This window comes from Glycomyces salinus (assembly GCF_016428645.1).
Classification (GTDB): Bacteria; Actinomycetota; Actinomycetes; order Mycobacteriales; family Micromonosporaceae; genus Glycomyces; species Glycomyces salinus.
Genome location: NZ_JAELXW010000022.1, coordinates 68125 through 82396, shown reverse-complemented (window position 1 = coordinate 82396; position 14272 = coordinate 68125). Strand labels below are relative to the sequence as shown.

Genomic DNA, 14272 nt, shown 5'->3' with positions numbered 1-14272 from the left:
GATCCTTCCGCACCACCGGATACCGGCGTCGAACACCGCCGCCGGTATCCGACCGCTGTGCGTACGGTATGCGCACTCCTGCGTGGTGACCGCCCTCACCGAACCCTCGCTTGCAGTCCGTTTCCGGGATCATGTACGCTTGTTATTACCGACGCGGGATAGAGCAGCTCGGTAGCTCGCCAGGCTCATAACCTGGAGGTCGTAGGTTCAAATCCTGCTCCCGCTACCAAGAAATACCAGGTGAAACCCGGTTTCCTCGAATGAGGGGACCGGGTTTTTCTGTTCCCCCTGCTTGCTCGTTACTCGGATGGACCATGATCACCCGGCGCTGCCGGGAATTCCGACGACGGCGAGAGATCCAGAGTGAAGACCGCTTCGGCGTCGGCGAACGCCTGGTCGCCCAGGGCCGTGCCGTCCGCGATGTGAGCCGAACGTCTCAATTGATTCCTACGGGGTATAGGGTTTTAGCTACAGGCTATAGAATCGGAGTGTGCCTCGATCCAACCTCACTGCCGCTGACGTCGTCCAGGCCGCCGTCGCGCTCGCTGACGACGTCGGGTTCGATGCCGTCTCGCTATCGGCTGTAGCGCGCGCACTCGACGTTCGGGCGCCGAGCCTCTACTCGCATGTCAGGGACCTCGCGGCACTGCGCGACGGGATCTCGGAGTCGGCGCTGCGCGATCTCGGCGAGCGGATATCGCTCGCGACAGCGGGACTGTCCGGCGCGGCCGCGTTGCGCGGACTCGCGGACGCGCATCGATCCTTCGCCGCAGCGTCGCCGGGCCGATGGCAGTCGCTCCAGCGCCGAGTCGGAGCGTCCGTGGCCGGTTCGGATGCGGCGCGCACCGTCGTGGCGCTGAACCGCGCCGTCCTGCGCGGCTACGCACTGCCCGAGGAGGAGCACGTCCACGCGATCCGACTGGTCGGCAGCGTGATCAACGGATTCATCAATCTCGAGTCGGTGGGGAGCTTCGACCACAGCGGTCCGGAACCGGACCGCTCCTGGGCGCGGGCGCTGGAAGCGCTCGACTCGCTGCTGCGCTCCTGGCCGGCCGCGGCGGATGAGAACACGGAGAGATGAAGGAGATCCCATGGCCGTTCGCACGCCACTCACACCCGAGCTGGTGCACGGTTGCGAGTACCTCGAGCCGACCGCTCGCGGGCTGCGGCCGCATCGGCTGCCCGCCTGGGTCGCCGCCCAGTGCCCCGATGAGCGGTTGCCGGCGATGGAGGCGCAGCCCTCCGGGGTGCGGGTGGCTGTGGTCACCGAAGCGCAGGACGTCGAGCTCGTCACCCGACCCGCCCGCCTCGCCTATCGCGGGCTCGACCGCCCCCGGGGCGGCGTCGACCTGGTCGTCGATCACCGACTCCTCGCGAGCGATCCGCTCACCGGCGGCGATGCGTACGAGACGGATCTGGGGACCGGCGAGACGGCATTCGTGCCGGGCGAGCCGCATGCCACGCGCTTCACCGGGCTAGGCGCCGGGGAGAAGCTCGTCGAACTGTGGCTGCCGCACAACGAGGCGGTCGAGCTCGTCGAGCTCCGCACCGACGCCCGGGTCGCGCCCGCGCCCCGGAACGGACGCCGTTGGCTTCACCATGGCAGCTCGATCAGCCAGGGCTCCAATGCCGCGACGCCGGCGCGAACCTGGCCGGCCGTGGCCGCCCGGATGGCCGGCGTCGACCTGCGCAACCTCGGATTCGGAGGCAGCGCCCTCGTCGACCCGTTCGCAGCGCGCGTCATGCGCGACACCGCCGCCGACCTGATCAGCGTCAAGCTCGGGATCAACGTGGTCAACTCGGACGCGATGCGGCTGCGGACGTTCGTCCCTGCGGTGCATGGATTTCTCGACACGATCCGCGACGGGCATCCCGAGACGCCGCTGGTCCTCGTCTCGCCGATCCACTGCGGCATCCACGAGCACACGCCGGGGCCCGGCATGTTCGATCCCCAGGGCTTCGCCGCCGGGCAGGTGCGATTCGCCGCCGCCGGGCAGCCCGGCGACACGGAACTGGGGCGCCTCACCCTCACGGTGATCCGCGACGCCCTCGCCGGGATCGTCGAACGCCGGGAGGATCCGAACCTCCACTATCTCGACGGCACGGCCCTCTACAGCGAGGCCGACTCCCATGAGATTCCGCTTCCTGACGCGCTGCACCCGGACACCGACGCGCACGAACTGATCGGCACGCGCTTCGCCCAGCTCGCCTTCGAGACCGGAGGCCCGTTCGCCACCGCGTGAAGCCGCTGAGAGGTGCCGCGCTCGATTCCAGTTCTGAGCGGCGCAGCAGTGCGGGGCACCGCCGAGACGGCGGTGCCCCGCATTCATCGATGTCGGTCGCCTGATGACGACCGGATCAGTTCTGCCAGTCGGCCTCCCGTGCGGCGTGTCGGATGTCGCGTCCCTCCTGGTTGGTGAGGACCCCGTCGAAGATCAGCTGCCTGACCACCGTGCGGACGTGCTCCCTGAACTCTCGTCGAGAATCCCACTCCTGCTCGTCGAGCACGAGGTCGTTGACCGTGCACCCGTCAGGGAGCGAGTAGTTCTCGACCTCGGTGTCGACGTCGCCGACGACCACGGTGGAACGCTGGTCGGGCTCGGTGCAGGACGCCGTATCGACCGGGTCCGCCGCGATCCCCGTCCACTTCTGGTTGTCGCCGCCGTGGCAGGTCCAGAGATGGACCTGAGCGCCGTTGGCCGTCGAGGCACCGGACACGTCCAGGCACAGCCCCGAACCGACACCGGTGATCGAGCCGTCGGCGTTCACGTTCCATTGCTGGTTCGACCCGCCGTGGCAGTCCCAGATGATCACCGCCGTCCCATTCGTCGTACCGGCGCCCTCGGCGTCCAGGCACTTGCGCGAGTCCCCGGAGTAGACCGTCAGCTCACCGGCGTCGGTGTAGGTCCACTGCTGGTTCGGACCGTCCCAGCAGTCCCAGATCTGCACCGGTGTGCCGTTCTCGGTCAACTGATCCGGCACATCCAGGCACCGACCCGAGCCCACACCCGTCAAGATCCCCGACTCACCCGGGTCGACCGGGTCCGCCGCCGTGAACTGCATCCAGTTCATGCGGACGGCGCCGTCCGGGAAGACCAGGTAGAGCGGGAACGACCCCTGGGTGGGAGCCAGGTCCACTGTCACCGTCTGCCAAGTGACGGCCCCGTCCGAGAGGACGATCGTGCCGTCGTTGCCCTGCCCGGAGGAATCGACGGCATCGCCGCCGGTCCCCTCGAACTGATACCAGGCGACGTCGCCGCCGCCGACGGAACCGCCCGGTTCGGCGACCATCGACCCGATCTCCTCGGCGGTGAGCGCCCGATCGAAGATGTTGAAGTCGTCGACTGCGCCGTCGAGCAGCGGATCCGGCCACTGCGACTGGCCGATCCAGTTGTTCGGGGTCTGGCCGAGGTCGGCCGGGCTCAGCGTCATCTCGGTGTTGGTCCCGACCGCCTCACCGTCGAGGTACAGCGTCCCGGTGTTCCCCGAGAGCGTGACCGCGACGTGGTGCCACCCGTCCGTCGGCAGCGCGCCGGGAGCGTTGATCTGCTGCTCGGCTCCATTGCTCCCGGTCGTGATGGCGTACCGCAGGTTGCCGGTCCCGCCCGCGCTCGGGGTGAGGAACATGTAGTTCGACGTGTCGGACCCGAAGTCGAAGATCCGGGCCCAGTCCTGTCCGCCGTCCCAGTCGACCCACACGGAGACCGTGAAGTCCTCGACGCCGCTGACCACGTCCTCGGGGAGGTCCACCCTCTCGACGGAACTGTCGCCGCCCAGCGGCACGGCACTGCCGAACCCGTCGGGCCCTGCGGACCGTTCGACTTCGGTGCTCGCCGTGATGTCGCCGGTGCCGAGCAGTTCCCCGTCGGGCGCGTCGCGGCGCAGCTCGAAGGTGGTGTCCTGGGTGCTTCCGACCCGCAGCGTGACTTCCTCGACACCGTCGAGGTTGTACGGTTCGTACGAGGTCCAGTCGCCGCCGCTTCCTTCGATGGCGTCGCCGCCGCCGGTCTCGGCATCGTTCGCCGGGAACACGTCGATGCCGGAGGCGTCGGCGTAGTGCTCCACCTCCTTACGTTCCTGTTGCAGGAAGTGCGCCACCGCACCGGTCAACTGCGGGGCGCCCTCCTCGCCGCCGAGGTCCGTATAGCTTGCGGAGACGACGAGCGAGATGTCCGCCGCGTCGCCGTGCTCGGCGTCGGCCTGCGTGAGGATCACGCCCTCGCACCCGATCTGCTGCTGTCCGGGATGGACGTGCGCATTGCCGCCCTCGTCGTGGTACAGTCCTTGTTGGACGGTCACCCGTTCGCAGTCGATCGCGTCCCCGGTCCCGTCCTCGGCGTCGTTCACCGAGATCTGATACGGGATCTCGTCGCCCCAGGAGAAGACCTGGCCGTCGGCCGGGAGGTCGATGGTCACCTCGGGTCGGGTGTTCCCGGCGACGATCACCACGTTCGAGCTGTTGGACCGACCGGAGGGGTCGGTGACCGTCAGCCGCGCCGTGTATTCGCCGGGCTCGGTGTAGGTGTGCGTCGGGTTCATCTCGTCCGAGGTCGTGCCGTCGCCCAGGTCCCAGGCGTAGGTCAGCGAGTCGCCGTCCGGGTCGTGGCTGGTGTCGCCGGTGAACGACACCTCCAGCGGCGCGGGGCCCGAGTCGACGTCCGAGGACGCCTCGGCGACCGGAGTGCGGGCGCCGTCGGTGTAGTTGATCCGGTACAGGCCCGAGTCCGGGTTCACCCCGCCGCCGCCGTAGTTGAAGTCGATTCCCCACTCGATGAGGTACATCGCGCCGTCCGGCCCGAACTCCATATCGTGGGGGCTGCGGAACAAGGTGTTCGGCATGAACTGCTCGAAGTCTGCGTAGTCGCCGTTCTCGTCCAGGCGGAGCATCCCGATCCAGTTCCGCGACCACTCCATGACGAATACGGCCTCGTCGTAGTACGACGGGAACTGGCCGTCGCCCAGCAGGTCCGGGTCGTAGTTGTAGACGTCGCCGGCGAACGCGGACCGACCGCCGCCCTCGGGGATCTCCGGGAACTCCGGCGAGCCGCCGTACGGGTACCAGACGAAGGCGTCCTCCGTCGGCGGCACCGTGTCGATGCCGGTGTTGAACGGCGAGTCGTTGGCCGGGCCGTTCTCGCAGTCGAACAGCTCGCCCGGCGTCTCGGTGGCGAAGTCCCATTCCCGGTAGGGCTGGCTGTCGGCGATGCAGTACGGCCAGCCGTAGTTGCCCGCCTCGCGGATCTGGTTCCACTCGTCGTAGCCCCGCGGGCCGCGGTCGGGGTTGTCGCTTCCGGCGTCCGGTCCGACCTCGCCGGCGTAGACCCAGCCGGTCTCGTCGTCGACGGCGATCCGGAACGGGTTGCGGTGCCCCATGGTGTAGATCTCCGGCCGGGTGCCCTCCGTCCCGGGCGGGAACAGGTTCCCCTCCGGGATGGAGTAGGTGCCGTCGTCCTCGGGAGTGATCCGCAGGATCTTGCCGCGCAGGTCGTTGGTGTTGCCGGAGGTGCGCCTGGCGTCGTAAGCGCGCGTGGCGTCCTCACTGGAGTGCTCATCGTGGACGCGGCCGTCGATCGGCGCGAACCCGTCAGAGGCGAAGTGGGCGGTGTCGTCGCCGGTGGAGGCCAGCAGGTTGCCGGCCGGGTCGAAGGTCATCGACCCCGCCGAGTGGCAGCACACCTCCCGCTGGTGGGTGAATTCGAGCAGGATCTGCTCGGACGCCGGGTCGAGCGTGTCGCCGTCCACGGTGAAGCGCGCGATGCGCTGCACTTCCTCGTCCGGGGCGCTGTAGAAGAGGTAAATCCACTGGTTCGTCGCGAAGTCGGGGTCGAGCGCGATGCCCAGCAGCCCGTTCTCGTTGCCGCGGTGCACGTCGATGTTCGCGACCGTGGTGACGGCGCCGGACTCGGGGTCGTAGACCTTGAGCGCACCGCCGAGTTCGACGTAGTAGACCCGTCCGTCGGGCGCGACCGCGAGCTCCATCGGGTTCTCGGTGGTGTCGTCGAGCGTGACCTTCTCGAAGGAGTCCTCGGTGGGCAGGCCGTCGCGCGGCTCGCCGCAGTCGCCTTCGGCGGCCCCGGCGGCCCACTGGATGCCGCCGAGGACGTGCTCGCGCAGCAACGGCTCGTCCCAGTGCTCGGGCTGGTGCCCGAGCGCCGAGTACCAGTTGCGTCCGCCGTCGTAGTTCGAGCACCACGCGATCGGGTGGTCCTCGCCCATCGCGTCGGGTCCGGGGTCGTAGGTCGTCTCGTCCAGGGTGGCCAGGACGTGGACGTCCTGGCGCGGGTTCGCGGTGAAGTTGTACCACTCGTCGGTGCGGACCCATTCGGCCGGCAGTGCCGCCGTCGACGGGTGCGTCGCGTCCTCGATGTGGATCGTGGCCTCCTGGAACTGGTCCGCCCCGGAGGGGTGGCTCTTGAAGAACGCGCCGCCCATCAGGTCGGACCACCAGGGCCAGTCGGTCTTGTCCATGTTCGAGGCCGAGTGGAGTCCGACGACGCCGCCGCCGTCCTGCACGTAGTCCTCGAACGCGGACCGCTGCTCGGCGTTCAGGGTGGCTTCACCGTCGGTGAACAGCACCACCGCCTCGTAGTCCGCCAGGGTGCCGTCGGTGAAGACCGCGGCGTCCTGCGTCTCGGTCACCGAGTAGTCGTGGTCGGCCCCCATCTGTTCGACCGCGGCGATGGCCGCCGGGATCGAATCGTGCCGGAAGCCCGTGGTCTTGTGGAAGAACAGCACGTCGAAGTCGTGCTCGTGGCCCGGGTGTGCCTGCGCCGAGCCGAATGCGGCCCCGACCAGGACCGAAGCCAGCACCGCCGTCGTCGTCGCACCTGCCGTGAATCGATTGCGTCTTTGCATGATCACCTCACAGTGTCTTGTCTTCGATGCGGTGGCGGCACGTCGCCGGGCACCGCGACCTCGCCCCGCGGGGCGGCGTCAGCGCATCGGCGCCCCCTCTCCGTCCAGCCCGGACAGGAACGCGAGACCGTCTACGGCGATCGCGTCTTGGTCCGCTGCGAGGGGCCGCCAGATCGACGCCGCGGTGGCGATCGTCTTGTTGTCTCCGCTGAACGACTCGATGTTCAGCGGACCGCCGTAGCCGATCTCGTCCAGCGCGGCCAGAAAGCCGCGCCAGTCGAGGTGGTCGGCGCCGGGGGCGCCCCGGTCGTTGGCGCAGACCTGTACGTGCGCGACCCTCGAACCCGCTCGGCGGACGGCCGCGGGCAGGTCCCGCTCCTCGATGTTCATGTGGAAGGTGTCCAGAGCCAGCCCGCAAGCCTCGGGCGGCAGGCTTTCGAGGGCCTCGAGCGCTTGGTCCACGGTGTTGAGCACGCTGGTCTCGAACCGGTTGAGGGGCTCGACGGCGAGGACGGCCCCGGCCTGGCGCGCGTGCTCCACCACCGGAGCCAGCCCGTCCCGAAGCTGCAGGTAGCAGCCGCGCCGCTCCGTCGGCGACATCCGCCAAGTGCGGCCCACCGACGCGTAGGCGGGGCCGGCGACCACCCGTGCAGAGACGGCGTGCGCCAGGTCGATCACGCGTCGCATGTAATCGCGGGTCGAGTCGATCGTGGTGCTGTCGGCCGCCACCAGATCGCGGCCCTCGCCCATGGCCAGCACGAGGGTGGGAGTCAGGCCGAGCGAGTCGAGCAGTCTCGCCGTGCGCTTCGGATCCCAGTCGTCGATGTCCTCCACGGGCAGCTCGATCGCGTCGAACCCCCATTCGGCGATGCGCGGCGCGAGCTCGGCCAGGAGCTCGTCGGTGAGCGGCGAGCACCAGATCCAGGTGTTGACGCCGTACGTCCTCCGCTGCTTCATCGCCGCACCTCCGCGTAATCCGGGACGGCGACCCGAGCCCCGCCGCGCATGGCGGACTCGTGGGCGCAGATCCCGACCGACGTCCAGTTCGCGGCGGTCGCCTCGTCGACCGCGGGAGCGCGGTCCTCGGCGATGCTCCGGACGAACTCGTGCACCAGGTGCGGGTGCGAGCCGCCGTGACCGGCCCCCTGGACGAACGAGAGGTGCTCGTTCTCCTCGTCGTAGACGCCGCGAGTGGTGAACCGCGCGATCTCCTTCGGCAGCCGGTGGGCGAAGTCGGGGACGTCGATGCGCGCCGGCGCCTCGCCGACGTGCAGGACATGCCCCGACCCCTGCGTCTGCTCCCACTCGAAGGTGGCCCGGTCGCCGAACACCGTGAAGCTCTCGACGTACTCGCGGGCCGTCTCGAACAGCGAGCGCGCTATCTCTGCTCCGACTTCGGTGTCGCGCAGGGTCAGCAGCGCGCTCTCCACGGCGAACGGCGATCCGTAGTGCGCTTCGAGGTTCGGCGCGATGCGGCCGGATCCGAGGCAGACGACGCTCTCGGCCAGCGTGTTCGCCAGAGCGAGCACCGGGCTCACCGCGTGCGTGGCGTAGTACATGGGCGGCAGGCCCTCCCAGTAGCCTGGCCAGCCGGCCATCTCCTGGTGGTGCGAGCCCCGCATGAACTGGAGCCTGCCGATCGTGCCGTCCGCGACGAGGTCCTGGACGTGGAGGAACTCTCGTGAGTAGACGACGGTCTCCATCATCATGTAGCGCTTGCCCGACTCGCGGACGGCGGCGACGATGGCCCGGCACTCGTCGAGGGTCGTCGCCATGGGCACCGTGCACGCCACGTGCTTGCCGGCCTCCAGGGCGGCGATGGTGTGCTCGGCGTGCGCGGCGATCGGGGTGTTGATGTGGACCGCGTCGATATCGGGGTCGCGCAGCATCTCGTCGAAGGCGGTGTACCGGCGCGGGACCTCGAAGGAGTCCGCCACGCGGTCCAGGTCGTCCTTCGACCGCTGGCACACGGCGACCAGTTCGGCATCGGGGTGCGCCTGGTAGATCGGAATGAACTCGGCTCCGAATCCGAGCCCGGCGATCGCGACCCGTACTTTTTCAGACAATGTCGACCTCCTTGTGTTGCAACCAGGCTATGGACGGGCACAGGGAGTTCTCCATGCGTGATCACGCATTGATGATGAGAAATTTCACCTGGCTGCCGGGTTGTGGTGCCACGCGGATTCGCCGATGGAGACCTCAGTGGACGATCTCCCGGGCCGGTCGGCCACCGGCCTCCGGTCAGGTTCCGGGATGCGGTTCGCCGCGGCCGTTGACGGTGCGCCGGTAGGCCCCCGGCGTGGTGCCGGTGTACTTCTTGAACGCCACGCTCATGTACTCCGAGTGCGGAAACGAGAGCCGCTCTGCGATGCGCTGCAGCGTCCAGTCGGTCGTCGACAGCAGTTCGGCGACGCGCGCCATGCGGACGCGCAGGATCTCAGCGTGCACGGAGCGGCCGAGCAGCTTGCCGAAGCGGTCGTCCAACGCGCGCCGGGAGAGTCCGACCTCGCGCAGGACGGCCTCCACCTTGAGGTTCTGGTCGGCGCGGTCCCGGATGAACCGGAGCGCGCTTCCGACCAGCGGGTCGTCGACGGCGAGGACGTCCGAGGACTGCCGCGTCACGATCCGGACGGGGTCGACCAGCCGCAGTCCCGATTCGATGGACTCGCCGTCCATCATCTGGTCCAGGAGCCGAGCGGCCAGGTGCCCCATCCGGACGGAGTCCGGCTCGATACTGGACAGCGGGGGAGAGGTCAGGTTGGCGATGAGCTCGTCGTTGTCCACGCCGAGTACGGCGACCTCGTCCGGCACGGCCAGGCCGGCGATCGTGCAGGCCTCCAGGACTTCCTGCCCGGCGATGTCGTAGCAAGCCAGCACTCCGACCGGTCGCGGCAGCCCGGCGAGCCAGCCGGCGAGTCGGGCGCGGTCGACGGCGCGCCGGCCGGACGGAACCATCTGGAACTCGTGGGCCGCCAGGCCGCGCCGCCGGACGTGCTCGGCGAACCACGTGCCCCGATTGAGGGCCCACGCGAAGCGGTGGTCGCCGCAGAAGGCGAAGTGCCGCAGTCCCCGCTCCTCGAAGTGCTCGACCGCCCACCGGGCGATCGTGTCGTCGCCGGTCTCGACTCCAGGCAGGTCGGGCAGGATCCGGGCCGCGCTGAGGTCGACCGTCGGCAGGCCGAGCCGCTGGACGACCCGCGCGGTCGCTTCGGTCTCGATGCGCGCCAGGACGCCGTCGCCGCGCCAGCCTTCGAGCCACGAGAAGTCGGTCTCCTGGCGGCTGTGCTCGCCCAGGTACATCGACCAGCCGCCCCGGTCCTCGGCGTACCGGTGCACGCCCGTCAGCAGGGCGCGCGCGTACGCGTTCGAGGTTTCGATCAGCAGCGCGACGTGGCGCGTCCGCTCGGGGGACATGTGAAATATCTAAGCATCCTTGCGTGATCACGCATGGCGTACTCCCTGGGTGAGTCCATAGCCTGGTGGCAACCCAAGGAGGTCGACCTCGACCGACGACCCCTTTCCGGCCCGGTCGCCGAGGTCCGCTTCGGCGAGGAGTTGCGGTAGGAGGTGGAAGTGTCACGATAAAACATCTGATGATTGGAAAAAGGATGCCGGAGGTTTCCGGATGGCGCTCGCCCCGAAGCTCTTCGTCATTCGAAAATTCGAGTCAGCGGACCGGTTCGCTCGCAAAATTCGTACATACCGGACTCGTTTTAAGTGAGTGCTTGACCGCATACATCGAATGTTTATACGCTGTCGTCACTCAATGCTGAGACTGCGTCACGATTCCTCACCGACGCAGCAAATCCCCTCGGAGGACCTACATGACCGCAACCAGGAGACGGTTGCCTGCGTTGGTCACTGCCGCCGTGGCCGCGGCGGCGGTGGCCTGGGTGCTGTTCCTCGCCGCGGATACGCCCGCCGGAACCGCACTCGACAACCCCGGCACGTTCATGGTCACCGCGCTCGACGCGGTGACCTTCGCCGGACTGCTGTTCGTGGCCGCCTCGGGATTCACCCTGATCTTCGGGCTGATGCGAACGGTCAACATGGCCCACGGCTCGCTGTTCCTGCTGGCGGCCTACGTGGCGATCGGCGTCCAGCAGGCCATGCTCGGCAAGACCCGCAACATCGAACCGTCCGAAGTGAGTCTGGTCGACTGGCTGGTGCCCATGCTGGTCGGGGCGACGGTGGCCGCCCTCGCCGGCATGGTGATCCAGCAGGTCTTCCTGCAGTGGAACGAAGGACAGGAGCTGCGCCAGGCGCTCATCACCCTGGCGATCACCGTGGTGCTGGCCGACCAGATGCTGCGCGAATTCGGCGGACTCGCCCAGCGCATGGTCTGGCCCGGCTCGGTCACGCACTTCATAGAGATCTTCGGCCAGCGCTACGCCACCACCCGCCTGTTCATGCTCGGCGTGGCCGTGGTGATCGGAGTGCTGCTGTGGCTGTGGCTCAACAAGACCCGCCTGGGCCTGGTCGTACGTGCCGGAGTGGACGACCGGCAGATGGTGCGGGGCCTGGGGATCAACATCCGGGTCGTGTTCGCGGTCGTGTTCTTCGCCGGGGCGTTCCTGGCCGGCGTCGGCGGCGTGCTCGGCGCCTCCTTCTCAGGGGCGGCACCGGGCACCGACGGTTCCTGGCTCCTGAACTCGCTGGTGGTGGTGATCATCGGCGGGCTCGGCTCCATCAAGGGCGCGGCCGCCGGGTCGCTGCTGTACGGGACGGTGGTGGCGTTCTCGCCCGCATACCTGCCCACGCAGTACTCGTACTACGCGATCATCCTGACCTTCGGCCTGCTCGCCCTGGTGCTGGCGGTCCGACCCTACGGACTGTACGGGAGGCCGGCATGAGGACCGGATCGTCCATGCTGAACTGGCGGGCGGCCTCGCTCGCGCTGGCGGTGGTCGTCCTGGCGGCGCTGCCGACCGTGGCCTCGGCGTTCTTCATCAACTTCGTCATGACTCAGACCCTGATGATGGGCCTGGCCGCGGCGACCATCGTGTTCCTGGCCAAGTACGGCGGCATGGTCTCGCTCGCCCAGTTCCTGTTCTTCGGCGTCGCCGGGTTCATGTACGGCAACGCCGCACTGGAGGTCGGCTCACGCGGTCTGAACCTCGGCCTGCCCCCGTGGACCGCCGTCGGTTTCGCGCTGATCGTCACCACCGTCGCCGCCTTCCTGCTGGGGGCGCTGGCCAGCCGCACCACCGGCCTGTACTACCTGATGCTCACCATGGTGTACGCCGTCATCGGGTACTTCGTGTTCGCCCAGGTCACCGAGATCTCCGGGCCCAGCGGCATCACCAGCATCGAGCGGCCGGACGAGCTGGCCGCACCGGTGAGCCTCTACTACACTGCGCTGGCCCTGTCGGTCCTCGCCTACATCGGCTTCCGGGCCCTCGGACGGACCGCCTTCGGCCTGGCCCTGCAAGGCGTGCGGGACGACCCGGTCCGCATGGCCTCGCTCGGGTTCAACGTGCCGCTGCACCGCACCCTCGCGTTCACCCTCGGCGGGTTCGTCGCCGGACTCGGCGGCCTGGTGAACGTGTGGTGGAACGGGCAGATCGACCCCGCCTCGATCGGGATCGGGCCGACCCTGGTGCTGCTCATCATCGCCGTGATCGGGGGCGTGTCGTACTTCGAAGGAGCCTGGCTCGGCGCCTTCGTCTACGTCGCGATGTTCACCTACCTGCGGGACCTGCCGCTGGTCGACCGGATCGGCATCACCGAGGCCCGCTTCAACACCGTGATCGGAGTGGTCGTGCTGCTGATCATGGTGCTCTCACCCCAGGGGCTGGCCGGCATCGCGGACCGGTTCCGGCGGCGGCTCTCGGACCGGCGTCGGCCCGTCGCGGAGACCTCCGATCGGTCCGAAGGGGCGTCCCACCGTGCCCAATCTATCGATAAATAAGCATTCCTATATCGAATCGAAGGAGATTCCCATGCGCAACATGAAAAGACCCAGAAGGACCACGGCCGTACTGGCCGCCGCCGTGATGGCGCTGGTGGGCTGTTCCGACGGAGGTTCGTCCGGGCTCCCCGCCGACGAGGGCGGCGGGACGATCGACACCAGCGAGGGCGTGAAACTGGGCATACTCGGCCAATGCGAAGGCCCCTTCGGCGGCTTCCACGAGGACACCGTCGGCGGCACCGCGCTGGCGATGGTCAACCACGCCGGCGCCACCGTCGAATCGGCGACCTCGGCGCTGGACGGCTTCAGCGGCGCCGAAGTGGACGGGACGCCGATCGAGCTGGTCGGCGTCGGCTGCGGAGACGACACGCCCGACCGCATCATCGAAGAGGTCCGGCGTCTCGTCGAGCAGTTGGGCGCCAACGTCATCATCGGGCCGCTCTCCGGCGACGAGGGCATCGCCGTCGCCGAATACGCCAAGGAGCACCCCGACTTGACCGTGCTGGCGGGCATCTCCGGCTCCCAGGAGCAGACCCTGCAGGTCCAGGCGCCGAACTACTTCCGGTTCTACGGCGACGGCGCGATCTGGAACGCGGGTCTCGGCGACGTCCTGCACCACCAGGAAGGCTGGGACGACGTCGCGGTCATCGCCGACGACTACAGCTTCGGCCACACCTCCGCGGCGGGCTTCATCGCCGACTTCTGCGGCGTCGGCGGCAATGTGACCGCCCGCGTCTTCCCCCCGCTGGGCACCACCGACTACTCCTCCTACATCGCCCAACTGCCCGGTCCCGACGAGGTCGACGGCTACTTCTGGGCCGTCGGCGGCACCGGCACCCAGGCCGCGCTCGAAGCGTTCGTCAACGCCAAAGGCGACCTCAGCGGCGACCAGCACGCGGGCAACCTGTTCTTCAACCCCGACCTGGCCCAGTCCCTCGGCACCGACATCGCCGGCGCCTATGTCGGCGGCTTCGCCACCCTCCCGGGCGATGTGACCACGCCCGCGATCGAGGAGTACCTGGCCAGCGCCGACGCGACCTGGGAGACCCTGGCCGGCGGCGTCAGCGGCAACGAACCGGCCCCGCCCTCGACGGCCGCCGCGTTCGGCTTCTTCTACGGCTACTACTCGGCCGGCGTCGCACTCGTCAGGGGACTCGAGGCCGCGGGCGGCTTCGACGACCCTGAAGTGCTGCACCAGTCCCTCTCCGGCCTCACCCTCGAACTGCCTTATGGCGACATCAGCCTCGACGAGAACCGCAGCGGCATCGTCGACGTCGGACTGTCCCGATTGGTCGTCGATGAGAACGGCGAGGTCGTTCAAGAGGCCGCCGCCATCATCCCGGGGGTCGACCAGTCCTTCGGAGGCACGTTCAGCCCCGACACGCCCGCGCCCTCGCGCGACTTCCCGGCCTGCGAGGAGCGGGACCTTCCCTGGGAGGGCAACGCCATCGAGGTCGTCGACGGCGTCCCCCAGGAATAGGACCCGATGGACACCGAGAGAAGAGG

9 protein-coding genes and 1 tRNA gene are annotated in these 14272 nt (G+C 68.7%); 6 read left to right on the top strand and 4 right to left on the bottom strand.

The features are described 5' to 3' along the window. Nucleotides 1-152 precede the first annotated feature (152 nt). The 3 genes from JFB92_RS08825 to JFB92_RS08815 all read left to right on the top strand — a co-directional run bounded on the left by JFB92_RS08825 (nt 153) and on the right by JFB92_RS08815 (nt 2243). Nucleotides 153-229, top strand: a tRNA-Met gene (locus JFB92_RS08825). 261 nt (nt 230-490) lie between these two features. Next, entirely contained in the window at nt 491-1081 is a 591-nt protein-coding gene (locus JFB92_RS26540; protein ID WP_199037133.1) for a TetR-like C-terminal domain-containing protein, read from the top strand. Between the two features lie 10 nt (nt 1082-1091). Continuing rightward, on the top strand, nt 1092-2243 hold the full coding sequence (locus tag JFB92_RS08815) for an SGNH/GDSL hydrolase family protein (protein ID WP_199037131.1): 1152 nt from the start codon (nt 1092-1094) through the stop codon (nt 2241-2243). Nucleotides 2244-2358: 115 nt separating this feature from the next. On the opposite strand, the gene JFB92_RS08810 is transcribed toward JFB92_RS08815, so the two are convergent. The 4 genes from JFB92_RS08810 to JFB92_RS08795 form a co-directional block, all read right to left on the bottom strand. After that, the gene (locus JFB92_RS08810; RefSeq protein WP_199037129.1) at nt 2359-6855 is read right to left on the bottom strand and encodes a ThuA domain-containing protein; all 4497 of its coding nucleotides are present in this window, start codon (nt 6853-6855) and stop codon (nt 2359-2361) included. Between the two features lie 78 nt (nt 6856-6933). Further along, entirely contained in the window at nt 6934-7812 is an 879-nt protein-coding gene (locus tag JFB92_RS08805; RefSeq protein ID WP_199037127.1) for a sugar phosphate isomerase/epimerase family protein, read from the bottom strand. Further along, nucleotides 7809-8921, bottom strand: a complete 1113-nt coding sequence (locus JFB92_RS08800) for a Gfo/Idh/MocA family protein (RefSeq protein WP_199037125.1) — start codon at nt 8919-8921, stop codon at nt 7809-7811. The genes JFB92_RS08805 and JFB92_RS08800 overlap by 4 nt, the downstream gene beginning before the upstream one ends. A gap of 175 nt (nt 8922-9096) precedes the next feature. Next, complete coding sequence (locus tag JFB92_RS08795) at nt 9097-10269, bottom strand: XylR family transcriptional regulator (RefSeq protein ID WP_199037123.1); 1173 nt, start codon at nt 10267-10269, stop codon at nt 9097-9099. 431 nt (nt 10270-10700) lie between these two features. Here JFB92_RS08795 and JFB92_RS08790 point away from each other — a divergent pair, with 431 nt between their 5' ends. Genes JFB92_RS08790 through JFB92_RS08780 form a run of 3 tightly spaced genes read left to right on the top strand, consistent with a single transcriptional unit; the run spans nt 10701 to nt 14246 of the window. After that, on the top strand, nt 10701-11708 hold the full coding sequence (locus JFB92_RS08790) for a branched-chain amino acid ABC transporter permease (RefSeq protein WP_199037121.1): 1008 nt from the start codon (nt 10701-10703) through the stop codon (nt 11706-11708). After that, entirely contained in the window at nt 11705-12766 is a 1062-nt protein-coding gene (locus tag JFB92_RS08785) for a branched-chain amino acid ABC transporter permease (RefSeq protein WP_199037119.1), read from the top strand. Before JFB92_RS08790 ends, JFB92_RS08785 begins: the two co-directional genes overlap by 4 nt. A gap of 31 nt (nt 12767-12797) precedes the next feature. Beyond that, on the top strand, nt 12798-14246 hold the full coding sequence (locus JFB92_RS08780) for an ABC transporter substrate-binding protein (protein WP_199037117.1): 1449 nt from the start codon (nt 12798-12800) through the stop codon (nt 14244-14246). Nucleotides 14247-14272: the final 26 nt, after the last annotated feature.